Origin of the sequence: Agromyces sp. SYSU T00194, assembly GCF_040496035.1 — a bacterium.
GTDB lineage: Bacteria > Actinomycetota > Actinomycetes > Actinomycetales > Microbacteriaceae > Agromyces > Agromyces chitinivorans.
Genome location: NZ_JBEPJZ010000001.1, coordinates 358,063 through 382,919 on the forward strand (window position 1 = coordinate 358,063; position 24,857 = coordinate 382,919).

The 24,857-nt window shown below is 72.9% G+C and carries 25 protein-coding genes, 3 tRNA genes and 2 riboswitches; of the genes, 7 read left to right on the forward strand and 21 right to left on the reverse strand.

The features are described 5' to 3' along the window. Window positions 1-26: 26 nt before the first annotated feature. The 11 genes from panC to hpt form a co-directional block, all read right to left on the reverse strand. Complete coding sequence (gene panC / locus ABZK10_RS01740) at window positions 27-908, reverse strand: pantoate--beta-alanine ligase (protein WP_353807456.1); 882 nt, start codon at window positions 906-908, stop codon at window positions 27-29. Beyond that, entirely contained in the window at window positions 905-1,642 is a 738-nt protein-coding gene (locus ABZK10_RS01745; protein ID WP_353807457.1) for a Rossmann-like and DUF2520 domain-containing protein, read from the reverse strand. The genes panC and ABZK10_RS01745 overlap by 4 nt, the downstream gene beginning before the upstream one ends. Beyond that, on the reverse strand, window positions 1,635-3,341 hold the full coding sequence (locus ABZK10_RS01750) for a PH domain-containing protein (protein ID WP_353807458.1): 1,707 nt from the start codon (window positions 3,339-3,341) through the stop codon (window positions 1,635-1,637). The genes ABZK10_RS01745 and ABZK10_RS01750 overlap by 8 nt, the downstream gene beginning before the upstream one ends. Beyond that, entirely contained in the window at window positions 3,338-3,862 is a 525-nt protein-coding gene (locus ABZK10_RS01755; RefSeq protein ID WP_353807459.1) for a PH domain-containing protein, read from the reverse strand. Before ABZK10_RS01755 ends, ABZK10_RS01750 begins: the two co-directional genes overlap by 4 nt. Continuing rightward, a complete protein-coding gene (locus ABZK10_RS01760; protein WP_353807460.1) occupies window positions 3,855-4,322 on the reverse strand; it encodes a DUF3180 domain-containing protein in 468 nt (155 codons plus the stop codon). Before ABZK10_RS01760 ends, ABZK10_RS01755 begins: the two co-directional genes overlap by 8 nt. Next, window positions 4,319-4,861: a 2-amino-4-hydroxy-6-hydroxymethyldihydropteridine diphosphokinase gene (gene folK, locus ABZK10_RS01765; protein WP_353807461.1), complete on the reverse strand. Its 543-nt coding sequence runs from the start codon at window positions 4,859-4,861 to the stop codon at window positions 4,319-4,321. The genes ABZK10_RS01760 and folK overlap by 4 nt, the downstream gene beginning before the upstream one ends. Then, on the reverse strand, window positions 4,858-5,229 hold the full coding sequence (gene folB, locus ABZK10_RS01770; RefSeq protein WP_353807462.1) for a dihydroneopterin aldolase: 372 nt from the start codon (window positions 5,227-5,229) through the stop codon (window positions 4,858-4,860). Before folB ends, folK begins: the two co-directional genes overlap by 4 nt. Further along, on the reverse strand, window positions 5,222-6,073 hold the full coding sequence (gene folP / locus ABZK10_RS01775) for a dihydropteroate synthase (protein ID WP_353807463.1): 852 nt from the start codon (window positions 6,071-6,073) through the stop codon (window positions 5,222-5,224). Before folP ends, folB begins: the two co-directional genes overlap by 8 nt. Beyond that, window positions 6,066-6,665 carry a GTP cyclohydrolase I gene (gene folE, locus ABZK10_RS01780; RefSeq protein WP_353807464.1) on the reverse strand — a complete coding sequence of 200 codons (600 nt, stop codon included), beginning with the start codon at window positions 6,663-6,665 and terminating at the stop codon, window positions 6,066-6,068. The genes folP and folE overlap by 8 nt, the downstream gene beginning before the upstream one ends. Window positions 6,666-6,673: 8 nt before the next feature. Beyond that, window positions 6,674-8,692, reverse strand: a complete 2,019-nt coding sequence (ftsH, locus tag ABZK10_RS01785; protein WP_353807465.1) for an ATP-dependent zinc metalloprotease FtsH — start codon at window positions 8,690-8,692, stop codon at window positions 6,674-6,676. Window positions 8,693-8,803: 111 nt separating this feature from the next. After that, window positions 8,804-9,355: a hypoxanthine phosphoribosyltransferase gene (hpt, locus tag ABZK10_RS01790; RefSeq protein ID WP_353807466.1), complete on the reverse strand. Its 552-nt coding sequence runs from the start codon at window positions 9,353-9,355 to the stop codon at window positions 8,804-8,806. A gap of 132 nt (window positions 9,356-9,487) precedes the next feature. On the opposite strand from hpt, the gene ABZK10_RS01795 reads away from it, so the two are divergent. Next, the gene (locus tag ABZK10_RS01795) at window positions 9,488-9,706 is read left to right on the forward strand and encodes an SCO4848 family membrane protein (RefSeq protein ID WP_353807467.1); all 219 of its coding nucleotides are present in this window, start codon (window positions 9,488-9,490) and stop codon (window positions 9,704-9,706) included. Between the two features lie 17 nt (window positions 9,707-9,723). Here ABZK10_RS01795 and tilS read toward each other — a convergent pair whose 3' ends face one another. Further along, entirely contained in the window at window positions 9,724-10,785 is a 1,062-nt protein-coding gene (tilS, locus tag ABZK10_RS01800) for a tRNA lysidine(34) synthetase TilS (RefSeq protein ID WP_353807468.1), read from the reverse strand. Window positions 10,786-10,853: 68 nt separating this feature from the next. Here tilS and ppa point away from each other — a divergent pair, with 68 nt between their 5' ends. Further along, the gene (gene ppa / locus ABZK10_RS01805) at window positions 10,854-11,339 is read left to right on the forward strand and encodes an inorganic diphosphatase (RefSeq protein WP_353807469.1); all 486 of its coding nucleotides are present in this window, start codon (window positions 10,854-10,856) and stop codon (window positions 11,337-11,339) included. Between the two features lie 72 nt (window positions 11,340-11,411). Here the strand turns inward: ppa and ABZK10_RS01810 are convergent, their stop codons facing one another. Both ABZK10_RS01810 and ABZK10_RS01815 read right to left on the reverse strand, forming a co-directional pair. Beyond that, on the reverse strand, window positions 11,412-12,821 hold the full coding sequence (locus ABZK10_RS01810) for a C40 family peptidase (RefSeq protein WP_353807470.1): 1,410 nt from the start codon (window positions 12,819-12,821) through the stop codon (window positions 11,412-11,414). After that, complete coding sequence (locus ABZK10_RS01815) at window positions 12,814-14,172, reverse strand: M23 family metallopeptidase (protein WP_353807471.1); 1,359 nt, start codon at window positions 14,170-14,172, stop codon at window positions 12,814-12,816. The genes ABZK10_RS01810 and ABZK10_RS01815 overlap by 8 nt, the downstream gene beginning before the upstream one ends. 284 nt (window positions 14,173-14,456) lie before the next feature. Here ABZK10_RS01815 and ABZK10_RS01820 point away from each other — a divergent pair. The 3 genes from ABZK10_RS01820 (at window position 14,457) to ABZK10_RS01830 (ending at window position 14,799) form a co-directional block, all read left to right on the forward strand. Next, window positions 14,457-14,529, forward strand: a tRNA-Glu gene (locus ABZK10_RS01820). Window positions 14,530-14,560: 31 nt separating this feature from the next. After that, a tRNA-Asp gene (locus tag ABZK10_RS01825) sits at window positions 14,561-14,634 on the forward strand. A gap of 89 nt (window positions 14,635-14,723) precedes the next feature. Further along, window positions 14,724-14,799 (forward strand) — tRNA-Phe (locus ABZK10_RS01830). 73 nt (window positions 14,800-14,872) lie between these two features. Here ABZK10_RS01830 and ABZK10_RS01835 read toward each other — a convergent pair. The 7 genes from ABZK10_RS01835 to ABZK10_RS01865 form a co-directional block, all read right to left on the reverse strand. Next, window positions 14,873-16,240, reverse strand: coding sequence for an L-serine ammonia-lyase (locus ABZK10_RS01835; RefSeq protein WP_353807472.1), 1,368 nt, complete (start codon window positions 16,238-16,240; stop codon window positions 14,873-14,875). A 127-nt stretch (window positions 16,241-16,367) separates the two neighbouring features. Then, window positions 16,368-16,451: riboswitch (glycine riboswitch) on the reverse strand. A gap of 3 nt (window positions 16,452-16,454) precedes the next feature. After that, window positions 16,455-16,553, reverse strand: a riboswitch (glycine riboswitch). Window positions 16,554-16,593: 40 nt separating this feature from the next. After that, entirely contained in the window at window positions 16,594-17,259 is a 666-nt protein-coding gene (locus ABZK10_RS01840) for an MBL fold metallo-hydrolase (RefSeq protein WP_353807473.1), read from the reverse strand. 34 nt (window positions 17,260-17,293) lie between these two features. Then, window positions 17,294-18,790 carry a UbiD family decarboxylase gene (locus ABZK10_RS01845; protein ID WP_353807474.1) on the reverse strand — a complete coding sequence of 499 codons (1,497 nt, stop codon included), beginning with the start codon at window positions 18,788-18,790 and terminating at the stop codon, window positions 17,294-17,296. Window positions 18,791-18,869: 79 nt separating this feature from the next. Then, entirely contained in the window at window positions 18,870-19,703 is an 834-nt protein-coding gene (locus tag ABZK10_RS01850) for an ABC transporter permease (protein ID WP_353807475.1), read from the reverse strand. Next, window positions 19,700-20,566, reverse strand: coding sequence for an ABC transporter permease (locus ABZK10_RS01855; RefSeq protein WP_353807476.1), 867 nt, complete (start codon window positions 20,564-20,566; stop codon window positions 19,700-19,702). Before ABZK10_RS01855 ends, ABZK10_RS01850 begins: the two co-directional genes overlap by 4 nt. Then, entirely contained in the window at window positions 20,563-21,330 is a 768-nt protein-coding gene (locus tag ABZK10_RS01860; protein WP_353807477.1) for an ABC transporter ATP-binding protein, read from the reverse strand. The genes ABZK10_RS01855 and ABZK10_RS01860 overlap by 4 nt, the downstream gene beginning before the upstream one ends. A 22-nt stretch (window positions 21,331-21,352) precedes the next feature. Continuing rightward, window positions 21,353-22,348 carry an ABC transporter substrate-binding protein gene (locus tag ABZK10_RS01865; RefSeq protein ID WP_353807478.1) on the reverse strand — a complete coding sequence of 332 codons (996 nt, stop codon included), beginning with the start codon at window positions 22,346-22,348 and terminating at the stop codon, window positions 21,353-21,355. A gap of 256 nt (window positions 22,349-22,604) precedes the next feature. Here ABZK10_RS01865 and ABZK10_RS01870 point away from each other — a divergent pair, with 256 nt between their 5' ends. Then, window positions 22,605-23,546, forward strand: coding sequence for an LLM class flavin-dependent oxidoreductase (locus ABZK10_RS01870; protein WP_353807479.1), 942 nt, complete (start codon window positions 22,605-22,607; stop codon window positions 23,544-23,546). Next, window positions 23,543-24,832, forward strand: a complete 1,290-nt coding sequence (locus ABZK10_RS01875) for an MmgE/PrpD family protein (protein WP_353807480.1) — start codon at window positions 23,543-23,545, stop codon at window positions 24,830-24,832. The genes ABZK10_RS01870 and ABZK10_RS01875 overlap by 4 nt, the downstream gene beginning before the upstream one ends. Window positions 24,833-24,857: the final 25 nt, after the last annotated feature.

Sequence of the window (24,857 nt, forward strand, 5' to 3'; positions counted from 1 at the left end):
GGGGCGATTCCCCGGAGGGTGGGGCGTCAGCCGAGGACGATCTCGGCGTTGTCGATGAGCCGGGTGCCGGCCACGTCGGCCGCGACCAGCACGCGCGCGGGGCCGCGGTGGTCGTCGTCGACGGGCAGGAGGGTCGCGGGGTCCACCACGACGAGGTAGTCGAGCACGGCCGCCTCGTGGTCGCCGAACGCGCCCGCCGCTTCGGCGAGCACCTCCGCGAGGCCGGAGCCCGCGACCTCGCGCGCCGCCTGCAGCGCGTCGGGCAGGGCGCGCGCGGCGACCCTGGCCTCGGCGTCGAGGTAGCGGTTGCGGCTCGAGCGGGCGAGCCCGTCGGCCTCGCGCACGGTCGGCACGGGAACGATCTCGACGGGGAGGTCGAGGTCGGCGACCATGCGGGCGACGAGGAAGCACTGCTGGGCGTCCTTCTGGCCGAACATGGCCAGGTCGGGCCCCGCGATGTGCAGCAGCTTCGCCACCACCGTGAGCACGCCGTCGAAGTGACCGGGACGCGACGCGCCCTCGTAGCGGGCGCCGATGGGGCCCGCGACGACGCGCGTCTCGCTCGGGCCGTTCGGGTACATCTCCGCGGCGGTCGGCGCGAACACCAGGTCGACGCCCTCGGGCGCGAGGGCGGCCAGGTCGGCATCGAGGGTGCGCGGGTAGCGGTCGAGGTCCTCGGTGGGGGCGAACTGCAGCGGGTTCACGAAGATCGAGACCACGACCACGTCGGCCAGTTCGCGGGCGCGGCGCACGAGTGCGAGGTGCCCCTCGTGCAGCGCGCCCATGGTGGGGACGAGGGCGACCCGACCGGCGTGCTCCCCCGCCGCGCGCTCGGCGCGGAGGGCGGCGATCGCCGCGCGGAGGTCGCCGATGGCGCCGATCACCCGCGGTGCGTCTGGCGTGCTCACTCGTCCTCCTCCGCGAACGGTTCGGCGAGCGCGGACAGGTCGATCGTACTCGGGGCCCAGCGGGCGAGCGCGTTCTCGACGGCCGACCGCACCAGCGGCGCGATCACCCGGCCGGGCTCGTCGACGCCGATGCCTGCGAGCAGGCCGGTGGCCTGCTCGACGATCGCCGTCGAGAACGAGGTGGCCGTCTCGATCGCCTCCGCGTAGGCGGGCCGGTCGGCCTCCGCGAACACGAGCGGCTCGCCGCCCATCTCGACGACGAGCGCCTGCGCGATCGGCAGCACGGGCGTCGGCGCGGTCACGCCGAACCACGCACCCGCGAGCCGCGTGCGATCGACGCTCGTGCCGGTGAACGTCAGCGCCGGGTGGATCGCCAGCGGGATGGCGCCGCGCCGCAGTGCCGGCGCGAGCACGTCCGTGCCGTACCGCGCCGAGGTGTGCGCGACGAGCTGCCCGGGCTGCCATGCGCCGGTCTCGGCGAGGCCGGCCACCAGCGCCGCGAGCTCGGCGTCGGGCACCGCCAGCAGCACGAGCTCGCTGCGCTCGACCACCTCCGGCACGGTGAGCACCGGCACGCCCGGCAGCATGGCATCGGCCCGCTCGCGGCTGGCCTCGGAGACGGCGCTAATGCCGGTCAGCGCGTGACCGGCCCCGGCCAGCGCGGAGGCCAGGACCGGGCCGACCCGGCCCGCGCCCACCGTGCCGACGCCCAGGCGCCCGGTGCGCTCAGCCATGGGCGCCTCCGACCGCGGGCTCGCCGCCGGCGGCGCTCCCGCCGCGTTCCCCGGACGCCGCGACCGCCGCGTGCGCGCCCGCCCAGTGGTCGCTGACGTCGAGCCGGGCCCAGGTGATCGCCCCGGCCGCCACGGCGTCGAAGAGCGCCTCTGCGTCGGCGAGGCCGATGACCGGCAGCGTCGCGGTGATGGGACCCGCCACCGTGTGCACGCGCACGAGCGAGAGCCCGAGCGCCCGGCGGAGCGGCCCGCGGTGCACCGCGACCGACTGGGTGCGCGCGAGCGGCACGATGACGAGCTCGCGCCAGGCCACACCGCGGCGGATCAGGGCCACGTCGGCGTCGACCGCGTAGCCGGTGCGGCGCCACGAGAACGGCCGCAGCCAGGCCGCGCGCCGCGGCGCGCCCACGTAGGTCGCGTCGCCGCCGGGGCCGACGAGGCCGGTCTCCGTGACCGCATCGAGCACCTCGGGCGGGGTCTCGGGCAGCAGCAGGCCGAGCACGCGGCGCACGTCGTCGAGCGTGCCGACCGGCAGCACGAGGCTGCGGCGCGCGGCGTCGCCCGAGGCGCCGGCGCTCTGCCCGGCGACGTTGATGCGGATCGTCCACCAGCCGAACGGACGCCAGAGCAGCGGCTGCCCGACCTGGATCGCGTGGATGCGTCCCGGGGGCAGCGTGTCGTTCTGAGTCGACAGGAGCCCGTACCCGATGCGCACCCCGTCGGGCGTCGCGGCGATCGTGTACCGCAGCGACTTCGTGATGCGCGACCACATGTAGGTGACGAGGCCGATCACGGCCGGCACGAAGGAGAACAGCACCCAGGCCGATCCCGACGTGAGTCCCCAGGTGATGACGCCCGCGAAGATGAGCACGGCCAGCGTCGATCCGCCGAGTACCGAGGAGCCGACGATGCGGCCGAGCGGGATGTGCACGACCGACTCCGGCGGCGCGAGGTCGGGGTCGAGTTCGGGGGCGAGCAGCTCGTCGACGCGGCGGTGCACCAGCCCCGGCGCGTGCGATGCGCCGTCACCGGCCCGGCCCGAGGCATCCGTCACCGGCTCGCCCGAGGCATCCGTCACCGGCGCACCACCGGCCGCTCGAACGGTCCCGGCCCGCTCGGCCTTCGCCCCCGACGCGAGCCGGAGGATGTCGGCGCGCAGCGCGTCGGCGAGGCCCGACTGCAGGTACGACAGCTGCACGCTGGCCGACTGCCCGGCGACCGCGACCTCGAGCTTGGCCGCACCGAGCAGCCGCGGCACGAGCGACCGGGAGATGCTGATGCCCTGGATGCGGTCGAGCCGCGCGCTGCGGTGCGAGCGGAACAGGATGCCGCTGCGCACCTCGACCGCCTCGCCCGTGATGCGGAAGGTGTGCATGCGCCAGCTCAGGGTGAAGCCGCCGAGCAGCAGGAAGAGGATGCCGAGCACGATGAGCAGGCCCCACCCGACGTTGCCGGTGCGGACGAGGATCGAGATCGGGTCGCCGTCGAAGTCGTCGGCATCGATGGGCGAGTCGGGCGAGATCCCGATGAGGAACAGGTCGACCACGCGCTCGCGCAGGTTGGCGATCACGAAGCCGATCAGCGCGATCAGGAAGATGCCGCCGCGCAGCAGCGGGGTGAGCGGGTGCAGGCGGTGCCACTGCCCGTCGGCGAGATCCGTCGACAGGCCCGCGCGCGCTCCCGGGGCGGGTGCGGTCACAGCCCCGCCCGGCGGGTCTCGGCGAGCGCCACGAGCCGGTCGCGCAGCGCCTCCGCCTCGGCGAGCGGGAGCCCCGGCACGGCGACGCCGCTCGCGGCCGCGGCGGTCACCAGCTTCAGGTCGGCGAGGCCCAGCCAGCGCGCCACCGGCCCGCGCGTGATGTCGACGAGCTGCATGCGCCCGTAGGGCACCGCCACCCGGCGCTGGTACAGGATGCCGCGGCGGAAGAGCAGGTCGTCCTCGCGCAGCCGGTACGCGATGGAGCGCACGCGACGCGGCTCGAACGCGATCGAGACGAGCGAGACCAGGATGATCGCGCCGGCGACGGCGGCGATCCACCAGGCCTGGAAGATCCACCAGAGCACGGATCCGATCGCCGCGACGACCAGGACGCCGATCACGGAGCCGACGACCTCGACTACCACGTACCGGGGCGACACCCGCCGCCAGCCGTCGTCGATCACGGACGGGGCCGGCGCCGCGGCATCCGCCCCCTCGGCGGGGACCTCGGGCTCAGACATGCGCCTCCTCCTGCTGTTCGTCGTCGTCGGGCGGGAGGGTGCAGAAGTGCTCGGCCACGAGGCCCGCCGCGAGCAGCGCGCCGGCGGCCAGCAGCGACGCGAGCGAGAGCCAGGTCGCGCCGCCGCCCGGCAGCACCGTGCGGGTCACGAGGTACAGCAGCACGCCCGCGCCGAAGCCGAGCAGCAGCGCGCCGCTCAGGCTGCACGCCTTGGCGAGCACGGCCACGCGCATCGCGCGGAACGGGTCGACGTGCCGCGGGCCCGTGCCCTTCACCGCCCGGCGGATCGGCCAGGCCAGCGCGACCACCACGGCGCCGACGCCGACGAGGGTGACGGCGAGCGAGATCGGGGGCACGATGGCGGCCCGTCCCGCATTCACGACCAGCACCTCGAGCAGGAAGGCGACGGCCGCGCCGCCCACGGCGAGCAGCAGCACGGTGGGAGTCCCGGTGCGCCTCACGCGTCCTCCCCGCCCGGCTCGTAGGGCGTGACCTCGTCGTAGGCGACCGCGCGGAGCTCGTCGATGCGCCCGTAGCCCGGGATCACCGCCCTCGGCTCGATGTCGAGCCACGGCTGCAGCACGAATGCCCGCTGCCAGGCCCGCGGATGCGGGATGACGAGCGTCTCGTCGGAGAGCTCGAGCGTGCCGAAGGCGATGATGTCGATGTCGAGCGTGCGCGGACCCCAGTGCTCGTCGCGGACCCGGCCGTGCCCCCGCTCGATGGTGTGCACTGCGTCGAGGAGCGCGTGCGGGCTGAGGTCGGTGCGGATCGAGATCACGCAGTTCAGGTACGCCGGGGCATCGGGATCGGCGCCGTCGTCGGTGATCGCGACGGTCTCGTAGGTCGGCGAGATGTCCTCGACGCGCGTCTCCCGGAGCATGTCGACGTCGGCGATGGCCTGCCCGATGGTGCCCTCGCGGTCGCCGAGGCTGCTGCCGAGGGCGAGCACCACCCGGGTGCCGGGCTCGCGGCGCCGCGGCCGGAACAGGGCGCTCACCCGCGGCCCCGCACGATCGTGACGGCGACGTCGTCGAAGGGCACCGAGATGGGCGCCTGCGGCTTGTGCACGGTGACCGTGGTCTCCTCGACCGCCTCGTGCGCGAGCACGACGGCCGCGATGCGCTCGGCGACGGTCTCGATGAGGTCGACCGGGTCGTCGCTCACCGCGGCGGCCACCTGCTCGGCGAGCTCGCCGTAGTGCACGGTCGCGGCGAGCGCATCGCCGGCGGCGGCGGGGGCGAGGTCGAGGCGCGCGTCGACGTCGATGACGAACTCCTGCCCCTGCTCGCGCTCGAAGTCGAAGACGCCGTGGTGGGCTCTCACGCGGATGCCGCGCAGCGAGATGCGGTCTCGGGCACTACTCACGCGCACCACTCTGCCACGCCTCGGAGACCGACAGCGCGATGCGTGTGGACGCGACGTCGTGCACGCGCACGGCCCACGCGCCCGCGCGGGCGCTCAGCACGCTGACGACCGCGGTCGGCAGGTCGCGGGCCGCGACGGGGGCGTCGTCCGGGAGCAGTGCCCCGAGGAACCGCTTGCGCGAGGCGCCGACGAGCACCGGCAGGCCGAGCGCGGCGAGCTCGTCGAGTCGTGCGAGCAGCTGCCAGTTGTGCTCGGCGCGCTTGGAGAACCCCAGGCCGGGGTCGACGACGATGCGCTCGCGCGGCAGCCCGGCCGCGCCGAGCGCGTCGATGCGGGCGGACAGCTCGTCGCGCACCTCGGTGACGACGTCGTCGTACTCGGCGAGGGCGTCCATGCGGTCGGAGTGGCCGCGCCAGTGCATGGCGACGTAGGTGGCATCCGATCCGGCGACGACCTGCGCCATGTCGCGGTCGGCGAGCCCGGCCGACACGTCGTTGACGATCACGGCGCCGGCCTCCACTGCGGCTGCGGCGGTCGCGGCGCGCATGGTGTCGACGCTGACGCGCAGCCCCATCGCGGCGAGCTCGCGCACCACGGGCACGACCCGGCGCAGCTCCTCGGCGGGGTCGACGCGCGCCGCGCCCGGCCGCGTCGACTCGCCGCCCACGTCGATCAGGTCGGCGCCGTCGCGCACGAGCTCCAGCGCGTGCGCCACGGCCGCGTCGGTGCCGAACCAGCGGCCGCCGTCGCTGAAGGAGTCGGGGGTGACGTTCACCACGCCCATGATGAGCGGGTACCCCGGGCGGGCCTCCCGCGCACCGGCCGGGGCGTCGGGCTCAGGCATCCGCCCGCCCCAGGATGAGCGCCATCGCCTCGGCGCGCACCGCCGCCTCGGCGAGGGTGCCGCGGGCGACCACCGTGACGGTCGAGCTCGTGACCTGACGGGGGCCGCGCGTCGTGACGCAGCCGTGCACGGCGTCGAGGACGACGAGCACCCCGTGCGGGTCGAGCACCCGCTCGAGCACGTCGGCGATCTCCTCGGCGAGGCGCTCCTGCACCTGGGGGCGCGCCGCGAGGGCGTCGATGGCCGCGGGGATGCGGCCGAGCCCGACCACGCTGCCGGCGGGCGCGTACGCCACGTGCGCGGTGCCCGTGAACGGCAGCAGGTGGTGCTCGCAGACCGAGCGGAAGGCGAGGTCGCGCACGACGACGGTGTCGGACGTGGTCGCACCGCCGTCGCCGGTCACGCCGAGCGGCACGGCGTCGCCGAGCGCTTCGACGGGGTCGAGCGCGAGGCCGCCGAACAGCTCGCCATACGCGTCGGCGACGCGGGCGGGCGTGCGCTCGAGGCCGGGGCGTTCCGGGTCCTCGCCGATCGCGAGCAGCAGCTCGCGCACGGCGGCCTCGATGCGCGGCCGGTCGATCGCCTCGCCCATGGCGCGCGTCAGGCCGTCGCGGGGCGCGGGTTCGAGCGCGCGGGGCGGCTCGACTCCTTCGACGCGGCGACCTCGGGGTCGGAGTCGATGCCGCCGTCGACCGCGCCGGCGTCGATCGGCGCCTTCGCGACCGGGATCTCGATCGGCGGGCGGTCGGACACCGGGCGCTGGTCGCTGGAGAGCCAGAGCGGCCGCTCGGGCAGCTTCGTGACGTCCTGGAAGATCTCGGCGATCTGGTGGTGGTCGAGCGTCTCGTGCTCGAGCAGCTCCGCGGCCAGCTTGTCGAGGATGTCGCGGTTCTCGTTGAGCACCTTCCACGCCTCGTCGTGCGCCTGCTCGATGAGGGCGCGCACCTCGCCGTCGACCTCCTCGGCGATGCGCTCGGAGTAGTCGCGCTGGTGTCCCATGTCGCGGCCGAGGAAGACCTCGCCCTGCGCCTGTCCGAGCTTCACCGCGCCGACGTTCGCGCTCATGCCGTACTCGGTGACCATCTTGCGCGCGGTCGAGGTGGCCTTCTCGATGTCGTTCGAGGCGCCGGTCGAGGGGTCGTGGAACACGATCTCCTCGGCGACGCGGCCGCCCATGGCGTAGGTGAGCTGGTCGAGCAGCTCGTTGCGGGTGATCGAGTACTTGTCCTCGAGCGGCAGCACCATGGTGTAGCCGAGCGCGCGGCCGCGCGGGAGGATCGTGATCTTGGTGACCGGGTCGGTGTAGTTCATCGCGGCCGCGGCGAGGGCGTGCCCGCCCTCGTGGTAGGCCGTGATGAGCTTCTCCTTGTCCTTCATCACGCGGGTGCGTCGCTGCGGGCCGGCGATCACGCGGTCGATGGCCTCGTCGAGGGCGCGGTTGTCGATGAGCTGCGCGTTCGAGCGGGCCGTCAGCAGGGCGGCCTCGTTCAGCACGTTCGCCAGGTCGGCACCCGTGAAGCCCGGGGTCTTGCGCGCGACGACCTCGAGGTCGACGCCCTTGGCGAGCGGCTTGCCCTTGCCGTGCACCTCGAGGATGCGGCGGCGGCCGTTGAGGTCGGGCGCGTCGACGCCGATCTGGCGGTCGAAGCGGCCGGGGCGCAGCAGCGCGGGGTCGAGGATGTCGGGGCGGTTGGTCGCCGCGATGAGGATCACGTTGGTCTTGGGGTCGAAGCCGTCCATCTCGACGAGCAGCTGGTTGAGCGTCTGCTCGCGCTCGTCGTGGCCGCCGCCCATGCCGGCGCCGCGGTGGCGGCCGACGGCGTCGATCTCGTCGACGAAGATGATGGCCGGCGCGTTCTGCTTGGCCTGCTCGAAGAGGTCGCGCACGCGGGAGGCGCCGACGCCGACGAACATCTCGACGAAGTCCGACCCGGAGATCGAGTAGAACGGCACGCCCGCCTCGCCGGCGACGGCGCGCGCGAGCAGCGTCTTGCCCGTGCCGGGAGGGCCGTACAGCAGCACGCCCTTGGGGATGCGTGCGCCGACGGCCTGGAACTTCGCCGGCTCCTTCAGGAACTCCTTGATCTCGTGGAGCTCCTCGATGGCCTCCTCGGCCCCGGCGACGTCGTCGAAGGTGACCTTGGGGCTCTCCTTCGAGACGAGCTTCGCCTTCGACTTGCCGAACTGCATGACCCTGCTGCCGCCGCCCTGCATGCTCGACAGCATGATCCAGAAGAAGACGCCGATGAGCAGCAGCGGCAGCAGGATGCCGAGCATCGAGAGGAACCAGTTGGTCTGGGGCACCTCGTCGGTGAACCCGTCGGCCGGCGCGGCCGCATTGACCGCGTTCACGACGTCGGCGCCGCGAGGCGTCACGTAGTAGAAGCGCACCTGCGAGCCGTACTCCTCATCGGCCGTGGCGAGCGTGAGGTCGACGCGGTTCTCGCCGTCGACGATCTTCACGGCCGACACGTCGCCGTCGGAGAGGAACTGCAGGCCCTCCTGCGTCGACACCTCCTTGAATCCGGAGGCGGTGATGAGGCTCGAGCCGATCCACACCGCGACGACCGCGAGCAGGATGTACAGCAGCGGTCCGCGCAGGATCTTCTTGAAGTTCATGGTGCTGCAAGGCTACCCCGCGGGTCCTCAGCGTCTGCCGAGTGTTCGCTGTGGGCGGTGCGTGCGTCGCATGCCGCCGCGGGGCCGCCGGAGCGGCGCGGCGGGCGGATGCTACGAGTAGACGTGCGGCGCGAGCACGCCGACGTCGCGCAGGTTGCGGTACTTCTCCGCGTAGTCGAGGCCGTAGCCGACGACGAACTTGTTCGGGATGTCGAAGCCGACGTACTTCACGTCGACGTGCACCTTGAGTGCCTCGGGCTTGCGGAACAGGGCGCAGATCTCGACCGATGCGGCGCCGCGCGTGCGCAGGTTCGACGTGAGCCACGAGAGCGTGAGCCCGGAGTCGATGATGTCCTCGACGATGAGGACGTCACGGCCGGAGAGGTCGGTGTCGAGGTCCTTCAGGATGCGCACGACGCCGCTGGAGACCGTGCCCGCGCCGTAGCTCGAGACGGCCATCCAGTCGGTCTGCACGTGCCGGTCGAGCTCGCGCGCGAGGTCGGCCATGACCATGATCGCGCCCTTCAGCACCCCGACGAGCAGCAGGTCGCGGCCCGCGTAGTCGGCCTCGATGCGCCGGGCGAGTTCGGCGAGCTTGCCGTGGATCTCGTCCTCGGTGCAGAGCACCTCGGTCAGGTCTGCCTCGATGTCGCTCGCGCGCATGGTGGGTCCGCTCCTCGTTCGTCGCCCGACGGTTCCGCCTCCGAGCCTACGAGTCCGCGGCGCGCGGCGCATGTCCGGCGCCGGCGCCGGCGAGGGCGAGCGGATGCACCGGGCGCACGTAGGATGCCCGTGATGCCCGAGATCCTCGCCGCCGTGCTGCTGTTCGCCAACGCGCTGTTCAACCTCGTCGTCTGGCCGCGCTTCCTCCCCCGCATCGCGAACGACCCACGGGCGCGCGACGCCGAGGGCCGCCGCACGCCGTTCTACACGGTGCACGTCGTGCTCATCGCGATCGCGCTGGTGCTCGGCGTCGCGTCCGTCGTCGCCGGCATCGTCGTGCTCGCCGCCTGACCGCCCGCGCGGGCCGGTCAGCCCGCGGCGGTGAACTCCAGCCGCCCGCCCGCTCGCGCCGCGCGGCAGCCCGGCAGGTCGATGGGGCCCTGCCCGTGCCAGTCGGTGACGAGCCGCGCCACCTCGAGCGTCTGCACGCGTGAGAGCGACGTGCCGAACTCGCTGGCGACGACATGGCGGATGATGCGCTGCCGGAGCGCGGCCGGATTCGCCGCGAGCGCCTGCACCGACACCGCGATGCCCGCCTCGGCCGGCTCGCAGATCTCCTCGATGAACTCGTCGATCTGGTCGGCGAACGCCGCCTCGTCCTCGCGCAACTGCTCGGCCGTGCGTGCGAGCGCCTCGGCCACGCCCGGACCGAGCGCGTGCTCGAGCACCGGCAGGACCTGCTCGCGCACCCGCACGCGCGCGGAGGCGGGGTCGAGGTTCTGCGGGTCGTCCCACGGGTCGAAGCCGGCGTCGTGGCAGGCCTGCCGGGTGGTGCGGCGCCGGATGCCGAGGAGCGGCCGGGCGTACTGTCCGTTGTCGGCGGACATGCCCTGCAGGCTGCCGGCGCCCGAGCCGCGGGCGAGCCCGAGCAGCACGGTCTCGGCCTGGTCGTCGAGCGTGTGCCCGAGCAGCACCCGCACGGCGCCGTTCCGCCGCGCCACCGCGTCGAGCGCGGCGTAGCGCGCGGCGCGGGCGGATGCCTCGGGGCCGTCGCCGCCGGCGCGCACCTGCACCGGGTGCACCACGACCGGCTCGAGCCCGAGCGTGCGGGCCTGGTTCGCGGCCGCGGCCGCCGCATCCGCCGACCCCTCCTGCAGTCCGTGGTCGACGATCACGGCACCGGCGCGCAGGCCCGCGCGGGGCGCCTCGAACGCGGTGCCCGCGGCGAGCGCGAGCGAGTCGGGGCCGCCGGAGAGTGCGACCAGCACGAGCGGCGCGTCGCCTGCGGGCCCGTCGCCGCCCGGGGCATCCGGCACCAGCCCCTCCAGCGCCTCGCGCACCGCGCGACGCACGTCCGCGATCGGCGGCGTGAGGCGCGGCCGGCGGTCGTCGGGGGCCGCGCGCTCGTCCATCGGCGGGTCGGAAGGCATCAAGTAACCTTATTCCCGTCTTCCCGCGCGGCCGCGAGCCCCGGGGCACCTCACACACAAGGAGAACCATGGGCGAGTACGCCGCGATCATCGAGATCCCGAAGGGCAGCCGCAACAAGTACGAGGTCGACCACGAGACCGGGCGCGTCTTCCTCGACCGCGTGCTGTACACGAACTTCGTGTACCCGACCGACTACGGCTTCTTCGAGCACACCCTCGGCGACGACGGCGACCCCCTGGACGTGCTCGTGCTCACCCAGTACCCGCTGTTCCCCGGCGTCGGCGTGACGGTGCGCCCCGTGGGCGTGTTCCTCATGGAGGACGACGGCGGCGGCGACGCCAAGGTCATCGCGGTGCCCGCGGGCGACCCCCGCTGGGACGGGATCCAGGACGTCGCCGACGTGCCCGAGTACACCAAGAAGGAGATCCAGCACTTCTTCGAGCACTACAAGGACCTCGAGCCCGGCAAGTGGGTCAAGACCGAGGGCTGGGCGGATGCCGCCGAGGCCGAGCGCCTCATCGCCAAGGCGATCGAGGCCTACCCCGGTCACTGACCCCGCGGGTTTCCCCGCATGACGGCCCGGCGCGCGATGCGCCGGGCCGTCGTCATGCCGTGGGCGGGACGCTCAGCCCGCCGGCCGTGCGGCCGCCGACGGCGAGCCCCAGATGTAGTACTCGCGCACGGGCTTCGTGGGGTTCGGCGCCTCGATGATGCGGCCCCCGCCCAGGTAGATCGCGACGTGGTAGTAGTTGCCCGGCACGCCCCAGAACAGCAGGTCGCCGCGCTGGACCTGCGAGAGCGGCACGGCCTTCCCGCGCGACGCGAGGGTGGCGTACTGGTTGGTGGCCGAGTGGGTGCCGATGGCGATGCCGGCCGCGCGGTACGACATGAGCGTCAGCCCCGAGCAGTCCCACACGTCGGGTCCGGCGCCGCCGAGCTGGTAGCGCTCGCCGAGCTGGGCGCGCGCGTAGGCGATCGCGGTCTCGACGGCGGTCGTGTTCGGCGCCGCCGGGGCGGGTTCCGGTTGCGGCGTCGGGGTCGGGGTCGAGCCGCCGGATGCCCCCGACGAACCACCCGACGAACCCGACGAGCTCCCGCCCGACGACGACCCGCTCGAGCTCCCCGAGCCGGCGGCACCCGAGTCTGCGTCGGCGTCGGCACCCGAGTCTGCGTCGGCGTCGGCCTCCGCCTGCTCGCGCGCCGCCTGCTCGGCGGCCTCGCGGGCGGCCTGCTCGCGGGCGACCTGCTCGCGCAGCGCCAGCTCCGCAGCCTCCTGCCGCTGCCCCTCTGCACGCTCGCGCTCGAGGGCGGCCGTCGTGTCCTTCAGCGAGGCGAGCTGCGCGTACAGCTCGACCGAGCGCTGCTCCTGCTCGTCGACCGCTGCCTGCGCGGCGACGGCGGCCGCCTCGGCCTCGTCGGCACGCGCCTCGGCCGCCGTCGCGAGCCGCTCCCGCTCCGCGGCGGCATCCGCCGCCTCCGCCGTCAGCGCATCGGCCGTGTTCCGGTCGGCCACGGCCTCGTCGTACACGAGCTGCGACTGCTCGCCGACCTTGCTCGCGCGCCCGAGCTCGTCGAGCAGCGTCTCGGCGTCCGCCCCGCTCAGCACGAGCTGCAGCGACAGGTCGGTGCCCGCGGTGCGTGCGAGGTGGGCGACCAGGAGCCCTGCGCGCATCTTCGAGATCTCGGCGCGCGCCTCGGCCTCGTCGGCCTGGGCGGCGAGCTCCGCCTCCCGCGCGAGGGCCGCGTCGAGCTCGTCCTGCGCGAGGTGGAACGCCTCCGCGGCGACCTGCGCGTCGCGCACCGCGGCATCCGCGGCGTCCTGGAGCCCGGCGAGGAGCTCGGACACCCGGTCGATCTCCGCCTGCGTCGCCGCCTCGTCGCCCTTCGCCGCCTCGATCTCGGCCCACGACGGGTAGTCGGGTGCCGCGAAGGCGGGAGCGGCGACGCCGCCCGACGCCGCGAGCACCCCCACCGCGACGCCGGAGAAGAGCGTCGCGGACTGCCGCCGCCGCAGCGGCCCGCGGGCGTCAGCCAAGCGGCACTCCGCGCGCGGCCATGAACGGCTGCGGGTTGATGCGGTACCCGTTCTGGAACACCTCGAAGTGGAGGTGGCACCCGGTGGACGCACCCGTGCTGCCGGAGCTGGCGATGTTCTGCCCGGCGCTCACGGTCTGCCCGACACCGACGAAGACGCCGCCGTACCGGATGTGCGCGTAGCCCGTGGCGATGCCGTTGCCGTGGTCGATCTTGATGAAGTTGCCGTAGGTGCCGGAGTAGCCCGCGTAGACGACGACGCCGGAGTGGGCGGCGTAGATGGGCGCGGAGCATCCGGTCGCCAGGTCGGTCGCGTAGTGGAAGCCGCCGGAGCACCCGCCCGGGGTGCAGATGCTGGTGCGCGGGCCGTAGGTGCCGCTGATGTACCCGTACGCCGGGATCGCCCAGCCCTGGCTGCTCGTGGTGCCGCCCGCGAGGCCGCCTCCACCGCCCGACGCCGCCGCTGCGGCGGCCGCCGCAGCGGCCCGCGCCGCCGCCGCAGCCGCAGCCTTGCGCCGGCGCTCCTCTTCTTCCTTGCGCTTGCGCTCGCCCTCCTGGTAGGCGGCGATCGTGGTCGCCTCCTTGTCCTTGAGGTACTTCAGCTGCTGCTCGAGCTCGATCTTCTTGTCCTCGGACTCGGCGAGCGCCGCCTCGGCGGCGGCCTGCGCCTCCTGCGCGGCGACGAGCGCCTCCTCCGCCGCGATGCGGAGCTGTTCGCGCTCGTCGCGCGCGACGGCGGCCTGCTCCCCGAGCGCCTTCGCGGTGTTCGCGGCCTGCTGCGCCTCCTCGTAGACGCCTGCCGTGCGCTCGACCATCTTGCTCATGTTGCCCAGCTTCGAGAGCAGCTCGTCGGTCTCGGCCGCGGTGCCGGCCTCCAGCATCATGTTGATGCCGAGGTCGGTGCCGCCTGCGCGGTACAGCTGCGCGGCGAGCTGGCCGGCGTTGTCCTCGGCCTCGGCCGCCTCGGCCGCGGACTCGTCGGCCTGCTGCTGGATCTCCTCGGCACGCCGGTTCGCCTCGTCGAACGCCTGCTGGGCGGCGAGCAGCTCGTCGGTACGCCGCTCGGCCTCGGCCCGGGTCTCCTCCACGCGCACCTCGAGCTGCGCGATCAGGTCGGTGATCTCCGAGACCGCGGCAGCGCCGGCGGCGGTGTTCGCCTTGGCCTTCTTGACCTCGTCCCAGGTCGGGTAGTCGGCGGCGTTCGCGGGTGCGGGCGCGGCGACGGACATCGACGCGACGATGAGCAGGGCGCCGAACACCCCGATGGCGCGGCGGAGGCCGGGCAGGGCGGTTCCGACGCGCCGCGCGCGTCGCGGTGCGACCTGCGTCGCCTCCCCCGCCCCGTCTGCCATGGTTCCCCGTTCCCGCCGTTCGGCCGGTTTCGTCACGATCGTCACATCCGTCACATCCGCAACGTCAGCCACAGTAACAACGGACCGCCTGATCCTCGGTATTGCCGGCCGACGTGGTGCTCGGCCCCCGGACGAGGGACGTGCCGAGCGCGACGCTACCCGGGGTCCGGGCCCCCGCCGGGAGCGCCGACGGCCCGTCGCGGGATCGGTTCCGGCCTCGTTTTGGAATCTGGCGGAACTGCCCGTATGCTTGGCTGTCGGCGGTCGCGTCCAGCGCGACACCCGGCCCCATCGTTTAGCGGCCTAGGACACCGCCCTTTCACGGCGGCAGCACGGGTTCGAATCCCGTTGGGGTCACGCTGAACGAAGGTTACAATTCAATACGCAAGGCCCTGTGGCGCAGTTGGTTAGCGTGCCGCCCTGTCACGGCGGAGGTCGCGGGTTCAAGTCCCGTCAGGGTCGCTTCGGCGGATGGGCTCTCCTCGAGAGCCCATCTCCGTATGGGGAACATCTTCGGATGCCCCGCCTGAAACGCATCGTCGGATGCACCAGGCTCTGTAGCTCAGTTGGTAGAGCGCACGACTGAAAATCGTGAGGTCACGGGATCGACGCCCGTCGGAGCCACCAGAACGAGAAGCCCGGGTTCGCCCGGGCTTCTTCGCGTCTCCGGGTGCCGCGGCGCGGCACCGCCCCGCCGCGCTCAGCACTCGATGACGTTCACGGCGAGTCCGCCGAGCGAGGTCTCCTTGTACTTGCGCTTCATGTCGGCGCCGGTCTCGCGCATGGTCGCGATGGCCTGGTCGAGCGAGACGTGGTGCGTGCCGTCGCCGTGCAGGGCGATGCGCGCGGCGTTGATCGCGGTGCTGCTCGCGATGGCGTTGCGCTCGATGCACGGGATCTGCACGAGCCCGCCGATCGGGTCGCAGGTGAGGCCGAGGTGGTGCTCGATGCCGATCTCGGCGGCGTTCTCGACCTGCTCCGGGGTGCCGCCGAGCAGCGCGCAGAGCCCCGCGGCCGCCATGGAGCAGGCCGAGCCGACCTCGCCCTGGCAGCCGACCTCCGCGCCCGAGATCGACGCGTTGCGCTTCAGCAGCAGGCCGATGGCCGCGGCCGTCAGCAGGAAGCGCACCACGGCGTCGTCGCCGAGCTCGCCGACGAACCGGTCGGCGTAGTGCAGCACCGCGGGCACGATGCCCGCCGCGCCGTTCGTCGGCGCGGTCACCACGCGGCCGCCCGCGGCGTTCTCCTCGTTGACCGCGAGCGCCCACAGGCTGACCCAGTCCATCGCGCCGCTCGGACCCGACTCGCCCGCCGCGGACAGCTTCCGGGCGAGGCCGGGCGCGCGCCGGCGCACGCGCAGCGATCCCGGCAGGAACTCCGCCTCCGCGGAACATCCGCGCTCGACGCACTCCCGCATGACGCGCCAGACCCGCAGCAGCTCCTCGCGGACCTCGGCCTCGGGCCGCCGCGCGCACTCGTTCGCGAGCATCGCCTGCGCGATGTCGATCCCCTCGGCTCGACACGTCGCGAGCAGCTCGGCGCCGGACGCGAACGGGAACGGCACGTCCGCGCGCTGCTCGACGACGGTCGGGCGGCCGCCGAGGTCGTCGGCGACGAAACCGCCGCCCACGGAGTAGTACGTCGCCGTGCGCAGCGTCGCGCCGGCGCCGTCGAACGCCTCGCAGGTCAGGGCGTTCGGGTGCCCCGGCAGCCGCTTCCGGCGGTGGAGGACCACGTCCTCGTCGGGATCGAACGCGATGCGCTGCGACCCGCCGAGCAGCAGCGTCCGCTCCGCCGCGACCCGCGCCACCCGGGCGCCGACACTCGCCGCGTCGACCGTCTCCGGGTGCTCGCCGGCGAGGCCGAGGACGACCGCGGCATCCGACCCGTGCCCACGCCCCGTGGCACCGAGCGAGCCGAGGAGCTCGACCCGCACGCGCGCGACCTCCGCGAGCATCCCGTCCGCGGCGAGGCCGTCGACGAACCTGCGAGCGGCGCGCATCGGCCCGACCGTGTGCGAGGAGGACGGCCCGATGCCGATCGTGAACAGGTCCAGCGCGCTCGGCATCGGCGCGGACTCCGCGATCGGGGACGCGGCTGCGGGCCGCATCCGCTCTGCTGCGGTCGTCGGAGGGTGGGTCATCGGAACTCCCGGGTCGGGGCCGGCCGCGCCGGCGTCGGGTGGTTCCTCCCCGCTCTGTCGATGACCTGAGAGATTCGCGCGGCTCGCGCCGCCTTGCCCCGTCGGTGAGCAGACCGTGGCCTGCTGCTTTCCAGAGTTCCCTGTCGTGGCGGTACGGGTGCCTGAGAGATTCCCGGGGAGGGGCTTGCTCCTACGGCGCCGCCCGGGCGGACCCGGCGGGCTCTCCCGCCACGATGCGGGTATTCAGTTCGCTGTTCGTCACGCTAACACGCGGCGCGTCAGCGCGCGCCCGAGGCAACGACCTCGATCACCCCGTCGTCCAGCCCCGGCGCCGGTTCGGCACCGCCGAGGCCGAGCACCGTCGACCAGAAGTACCGGCGCCACACCGGGGCCAGGCCCGCATCGTGGATCGGCAGGACCCACCGCGGCGCGACGCGACGCACGAACTCGACGGTGTCGCCGAGGCGCGCCCACGGCGCGGCGATCGGCACCGCCAGCAGGTCGACCCCCTCCGGCACCGCCGCGTACGAATCGCCCGGATGGAACAGCGAGACCCCGTCGCGCTCGGCGAGCACGAACCCGAGGTTGCCCGGCACGGGCAGCTCCGGGTGGATGGCATCGTGCGTGCCGCCGACCGCGCGCACCGTGAGCCCGGGCAGGTCGAGGTGCCGCCCCGCCTCCATCGCGACGGTCGCGCTCCAGCGCTCCCCCGCCCTCGCGATGACCTCCGGCAGTGCGCAGAGCACCGCGTTCGGATTGCGCGCGTGCAGCGCGGCGAGCCGGTCGGGATCGAAGTGGTCGGCGTGGGCGTGCGTGACGGCGACCACGTCGACCCCCTCGAGCGCGAACGCCGACTCGTCGGCGTACGACCCCGGATCCAGCAGCATCCGCACCTCGTCGCACTCGACGAGCAGCGCCGCATGACCGTGACGGGTGACCCTCATCGCGCGCACCCGACCGCCGGTTCGGCCGGACGCGTCATCCGAGGATCCAGGACCACGTGTCGCGCGTGTACTGCTTCACCTCGGTCGAGGGCCCGATCGCGGGTGGGAACCGGTCGCGCCACTCGTAGGGCCGGGTGGCGTCGATGATCATGCGCGAGTTCGTGCCCTTGCGATCGGGATGGATCGCGGGGTCGAGGTGTCCGCTCAGCGCCCCGGTGAGGATGATCGTGTCGCGCTCCGGATCCGCCCGCGTCGAGACCGCCCAGATCACCTCGTGCAGGTCGGTGATGTCGATGTCGTCGTCGACCACCACCACGATGCGACCGAGGTAGTTGGCCTGGCGCACCTGCGCCGCGACCGTGCCGACCTGCCGCGAGTGCCCCTGGTACTTCTGGGAGATCGCGATGACGTTGAAGAGCCGGCAGCCGCCGACGCTGTGCGTCCAGGCCGCGGTCACGCCGGGGATCCCCGCGGCCGTGATCTCGCGCTTGAGATTGGCACTGCGGCCGTACTGCTGGAACCGCTGGGCCTCGTAGGGCGGCTTCTCGGGCGGGCAGCCGAGGATGATCGGGTTGTTGCGGTAGTAGACCGCACTCACCTCGAACACCGGCTCGGGTCGCGCGGTCGAGGCGTAGTACCCCGTCCACTCGCCGAACGGCCCTTCGATGCGCTCCTTGTCGTGGCGGAGGAACCCCTCGATCGCGATCTCGGCGTCGGCGGGGATCGGCAGGCCCGTGAACCGGCCGGTTATGGTCGGGATCGGGCTGCCCTGCACACCTCCGACCCACTCGAGCTCGTTCACCCCGTTCGGGATCTCGAGGCCGCTCGCCATGAACTGCAGCGGATCGAGCCCGGCGACGATCACGGCGGGCATGTCTTCGCCGTTGTCGAAGTAGCCGTCGCGGTGGAGGCGGCCGTGCTTGCCGGGCGAGATGTACAGCCCCGTGGTGCGCTCGTCGTGCACCTGCACGCGGTACGCGCCCATGTTCACGATGCCGTCGTCGCGGCCGCGCGTGATGATGCCGCAGCCGGTGCCGATGTACGGGCCGCCGTCCTCCGGGTGCCAGAGCGGGGTGGGGAACTTCCACAGGTCGATGTCGTCGCCGGTCATCACGTTCTCGGTGATCGGGCCCTCCGCCACCTCCTCGGTCGGCAGCGGCACGGCCTCGTCGAGGTGCCGGCCCCACGCGTCGCAGAGCGCGAACGTGCCGATGTCGGCGGGGAGCCCGAGCGTCGCCGCGAGTCGCGCGCGGTTGCCGAGCGAGTTCACCAGCACCCGCCACCCCGGCTCGTAGCCCGGGATGCGGTCGAACAGCACCGCAGGCGAGTCCTCGGTGTGGTGCAGCATCTCCGAGACGTGGCCGATGCTCGCCTCGGCGTCGACGCCCTCCACCACGCGCAGCTCGCCGAGCCGATCCATCTCCGCGAGCCACCGGCGCAGCCCGGTCGGCGCGTCGCCGCGGTCGTCGAAGGGCACCGCCTCCGCGTCACCGCGTCCGGGCATCGAATGGGTCGTCAGGGTGTCGGTCACGAGTCCTCCTCGATCGTGCTGATGCTGATGCTGATGCGGCCGGGACGGCGGGGCGGGCGGACGCCCACGCCTCCCGGGGTCATTCGAACGCCCCGCGACCGGGTTGCCACGGCGTGAGCTTCTGCTGCGCCCACGCCGCGAGTCCCTGGATCGCGACGGCGATGATCATGATGATGAAGATGGGTACGAACATCTGCGCGGTGAGGTACTCGATCGCGAAGAGCTCGATCATGCCGCCCACGCCGACCAGCGTCGACGTGATCTCCGCCACGATCACGCCCGACCACGCCTCCGCGAACGCCTGGCGGCCACCGGCCACCATGAACGGCGAGGCGGCGGGCAGGACGATGCCGCGGATGATCTGCCGCTCGTTCGCCGTGTAGGCGACGCCGGCGTCGATGAGCGCCTTGTCGACCGCCCGGACGCCGGCCATGGTGTTGATGATCACCGGCCAGACCGCGGAGAGGACGACGTACGCGTACCGGAACTGCCAGTCGAAGCCGAGCACGATGATCATGAGCGGCACGAGTGCCACGTGCGGCAGGGAGTACAGGAACGTCACGTACGGGTCGAGTGCGAATGCCACCGGCTTCCACCGGCCCATCGCGATGCCGATCGGCAGGCCGATGGCGAGTGCCGTGGCGAGGCCCGCGACGAGCAGCAGCAAGGAGGTGAGCAGCGGCCCCCAGACGACGCCGGTGACGAACAACTGGTCCCACGCCGCCACGAAGATCTCCGACGGCGGCGCGGTGAGCGCCCGGTTGATGTCCTTGGCGGTGAACTCCCAGAGCAGGAGCACGAACACGAGCATGCCGACCCGGATGCTCCACTGCCCGACGGGCGTGCTCGTGAAGCGGTTCTTGCGCGACGCACGGCGCAGGTGCGCCTGCGCGGCCTCGGTCTGGGCGCTCATTGGCGCACCCCCTTGATCCGGGTCAGCCACGATCGGCGATGTGCATGGTTCCACGGCTCGGTCAACCGGACGTTGAGCCGGGCCATGAACTCCTGGATCACGACGGCGATGAGGCCGAGCAGCACGATCGCCACGAACATCGCGTCGATCTGGAAGTACTTGGCGTACAGCGTGATCAGGTTGCCGATGCCGCCCGCCGAGGTCGCGACCTCCGCGAGGACGACGCCGGTGAGCCCCTGCCCGAGACCGAGCCGGAACCCGCTGAAGACGTAGGGCAGGCTCGACCGCAGCATGATGCTCCGGTAGACCTTGAACGGCGACGCGCGGAACGCGCGGCCCACGTCGAGCAGTCCCCGCGGCACCTCCTTTCCGCCGAGGTAGGTGTTCAGCAGGATCGGGAACACCGCACCGAGGAAGACGATGCCCACCCGCATCTCGAAGCTGATGCCCAGCCAGAGCACGAGCACCGGGATGAGCGTGATGCGCGGCGTGGAGTAGAGCGCGTAGACGTAGGGCGCCAGCGCGATCTCGACGACCTTGCTGAACGACATCAGCAGTCCGAGCGGCACGCCGACCACCACGGAGAGCGCCATGCCCGCGAACAGGCCGCGGAGCGTCTCGCCGAGCGCCGGCAGGATGTCGGGGACGAAGTTCTCGACCGCCGCCTGGGCGATCGCCGACGGGCTCGAGATGACCAGCGGCATGTCGCGCCCGAAGTACTCCCAGACCGAGAGGAACAGCAGCAGCGAGAGCGCGCGGATCGTCCAGGGGCTCCGGAGGACGCGCTGCACGCGCGAGGTGACGGGCTCGTCGTCGGGGATGAGCACCGCCTTCGTGCGCGCCGCGTCGCGGACGTCGGTCACAGCTTCGCACCCACCTGCATCTGCGACTGGAGCAGGTTCCAGCACTCGTCGCGCAGCTGGCCGTACTGCTCGGTGCCGCGCCAGTGCCCGTCCTTGCGGGGCTTGTCGATGGCGACCGGGAGGTCGGCGATCACGCGCCCGGGGTCGACGCCCATCACCACGATCCGGTCGGAGAGGTAGATCGCCTCGTCGATCGAGTGCGTGACGAACAGCACGGACAGCCCGCGGTCGGCGACGATGTCGAGCAGGAGTCCCTGCAACTGCTCGCGGGTGAGCGCGTCGAGCGCACCGAACGGCTCGTCCATGAGGAGGAGCTTGGGCTCGATGGCGAGCGCCCGGGCGAGACCGACGCGCTGCTGCTGCCCGCCCGAGAGCTGCGTCGGGAAGTGGTCCTTGCGACTGCCGAGACCGACCAGGTCGAGGTACTCGGCTGCCCGCTCGAGGCGTTCCTTCTTCCCGACGCCCTGCACCTCCAGGCCGTAGGCGGCGTTCTGGAGCGCGGTCTTCCAGGGGAAGAGGTTGAAGTTCTGGAACACGATGGCCTTGTCGCGCGAGGGACCCTCGCTGACCCGACCGTCCACCTGCACCTCGCCACCGGACTGCCGGAGCAGTCCGGTGACGATGCGCAGTGCCGTCGTCTTCCCGCAGCCGCTCGGACCCAGGAGTGATACGAATTCCCCGGCCCCGACCTCGAGGTTGAAGTTCGCCAGGATCGGCGGCTTCTCGGGGTCGTAGCTCTTCGAGAGATTGACGACGCTCAGCATTGAGTGGTTCTCCGTTCCTGTCTCAGAACCGGCCGTTCTCGGCAAGGTAGTTGTCGACGAACGTGCTGTCGAGCCATTCGCTCTTGTCGGGAATGGTCGCGGCGTCGAAGTCCCCGGCGTCGATGGACGTCTGGATCCAGTTGTCGACGAGTTCGTCGTCCAGCCCGCCGTCGACGGCGAAGAAGTCGATGTCGACGAACTGGTCGTACGCCGACTGGCGCAGCTCGTCGGAGCTCTCCGTGTCGACCTCGTAGGAGAGCTCGATGTACTCCTCCTTCTCGGTCGCCGCCCAGCGCAGCGCGTCGAGCATCGCGTCCACCGCGCCCTGCGCGGCCTCGGGGTTGCCCTCGGTGAACTCCGTCGAGGCGATCAGGCCCGTCTGGATGTACGGACCGAGCGCCGGGCCGCAGTAGAGCAGCGCGGTGAACGGGCCCGCCTGGATCGCGGCCTCGGCGTTGACCAGGTGCGCGACGGTCGCCTGCACCTGCCCGGCCTGCAGCGCCGCGACTCGGGCGCTCGTGCCGCCGATGACGACGTACTCGGGCGAGTCGATGTCGAAGCCCTCCGCCTCGAGTGCGAGCTTCATGATGGTGTCGCCCGCGGAGCCCGGCGTGTTCACGCCGATGAGCTGGCCCTCGAGGTCGTCGATCGAGTCGATGCCCTCCTCGGCCAGCACGACGTAGTCCGTCGCCTGGGCGTTCACGGCGATCAACTCCACCGGCGCCTCGGTGTTCTGCACGGCGGTGATCATCGACGGAAGCGAACCGATGTACACGTCCGCTGCACCTGCGACGACCGCGCGGAGCGCCGCATCCTCCTCCTCGACGCTCTTGAAGTCGACGTCGAACCCTGCCTCTTCGAGGTTCATCTGCCACTTCGCGACGTCGACCGCACTGAAGTCGGGGGTGCCGATGCCGATGATCCTGATACTCAGGTCGGCTTCGGGGTCTCCGCCGTCTCCTCCTCCTCCGTCCCCGCCGGAGCACCCGGCCAGGACGATCGTCGCAGTCGCTGCCAACACTGCCAGCGTGTGCCTTCTCATTGGTGCAACCTTCCTCCGCAGGCCATTCTGCGGTCGGGTTACCCCGGCTTTCCGGGGCATGGGATCATAGAACCAAACGCACGTTCCATAAGTCAAGGAATCGTGGCACATTTGTTTCTTTCTGGCGATGGTGCAATATTCTTCTCCGAGAGGACGGGCGTCGCACGACCCGTGCGCGTCCGCGACGACGGACGCGCGGACGCGTCCACACCACCAGGGAATCGGAGGAGCGATGACGCCCTCGCAACAGACCGTGGCCGGCATGAAGCTGGGGCTGGTCCTGCCCAACAAGGGGGCGGGAGCCGGGCCCGAACTCCTGGACGCCGCCGCATCGGCGACCGCCGAGGTCGGCTGGAACTCGCTCTGGGTGACGGATCACCTGATGGTGCCGCGCGGCGAGGAGGAGGACGAGTACGGCACGATGCTGGAGGCGCTGACCACCATCGCCTGGGTCGGCGGCCGCCACCCCGCACTCACCATCGGCACGTCCGTGGTGTCCCCCGCGATGCGCGACGCGCCCCTGCTCGCGAAGGAGCTCGCGACCATCGACGTGCTCCTCGGGGGCCGCCTGGTCGTGGGCGTCGGCGTGAGCGACAGCGGCGACCTCCAGGAGTACCGCAACATGGGCAAGGAGGATCGCTTCCGCACCCGAGGCGCCTACGTCGACGAGACGATCCGACTCTGGCGCCACCTCTGGTCGGGCACTCGGGAGCCGTTCGAGGGCGAGTTCCACACGATCGACGACTTCACCTTCGCCCCGCTCCCCCTCGCCCGCGAGCAGCTGCCGGTGTGGTGCGGGGGCCGCAGCCGGCGGGCGCTGCGACGCACCGCCGAGCTCTGCGACGGCTACCACGCGGCCCAGACGTCCCCGGACGACCTGCGGGAGCGGATGCCGCAGCTGGAGGCCGCGTTCGCCCTGACGGGCCGCCCGATGCCGGTCGTCTCGACCCGCGCACGCGTGTACTTCGACCGCCCCCGTGGCGACGTGTACGCGATCACCGGCTCCCCGGAGGAGATGGCCGCCGATCTCGTCGCGTTCCGGGAGGCGGGCAACGACGAGCTGATCGTGGTGTTCGACGCCCATGAGCCCGATGCGCTCGCCGCCCAGATCCGGCGCTTCGCCGACGACGTGGTGGCACGGGCCGATGCGGCGATGCTGGACCGGGCCGGATGACGCCTCCCTCACCCGAGCGTGCGCTCGCCGACTTCGCGGCGACGCCCGCCGCACTGCCGCCCGCCGTGCGCGCCAGGGCGGAGGACCTCCTGATCGACGCACTCGCCTGCGCCGTCGCAGGGCGGCACGCGCCCGGGCGCGACGGGTTCGACGCCGCCGTCCGCAGCCTGACGGGTGCGGGCGACGGCCTCGTGGTGGGCGACCGGCGGGCGGCGCCGGCGGGCGCGGCCATGCTCGACGCGTGGCAGGCGACGGCGCTCACGATGTGCGACGTCTACCGCCCGAGGCTCTGCCACGTCACGCCGCCCGTGCTCGGCGCCGTGCTCGCCGCCGCGGGGGACGCGACGCCGATGCGCGAGGTGGTCTCGGCATTCGCGATCGGTGCAGAGGTCACCGTGCGACTGTGCGACGCCCTGCCCGCGGAGGCCTTCGACGGCCGCCGATGGCACGCGCCCGGGGTCGTCGGTCCGTACGGCGCGGCCGCCGCGGCCGGGGCGCTCCTCGGGCTCGACCCCGAGGCCATGACCCAGGCGTTCGGCGGTGCGGGCCTGCACTCCGGCGGATCCTTCGCGACCCTCGGCAGCCCCGGGGTCAAGCTGACCCAGGCGCGCGCGTCGGCCGCCGGCCTGACCGCTGCCGAGCTCGCCCGTGCCGGCCACGGCGGCGGCGCGCACGCGCTCACCGCCCCGGCCGGCGGACTCTACGCGGCGTTCGGCTCGGGAACCGCCGCCGCCGATCCCCGCGACCGGCTCGGCGAGCACTGGTCGCTCGACCGCCTCGCACTGCGACGGTGGCCCGCGTCGAGCTCGCTGCAGTCGCTCATCGAGGCCGCGACCGGCGCGTCCGACGCGAGCGCGCACCCCCGCCTGGAGGTCGAGCTGCCGGAGCAGGGCCACGCCCTCTGCGCCGAGATGGGCTGGGACGACTCGCTGTCGGCGATGCAGTCGGCGAGGTGGATCGCCGCCGTGTCCTGGCTCGACCGGTCGTTCTGGGTCGAGCAGACCTCGTCGGCCCGACGCGACGACGAGCGGGTCGCCGCCCTCGCCCGCACCGTCGAGGTACGACTCGACCCCGACCTCCCCCAGGGCGGCGTGCGCCTGCGCTCGGCCGGGAAGGTCGTGGCGGAGATCGACGTCCCGCTGGGCGCCCCGCAACGTCCGCTCCGGCGCGAGGACGTGCGCGGCAAGCTCGACCGCGCCGCCGGCCCGGACGCCGCGGCGGGCATCGTCGCAGCGGTCACGGGCGACGGCGACGTCGGCGCGCTCGCGGCGCTGCTCGCCGGCTGAGACCGGCTCGCGCGCGGCATCCGCT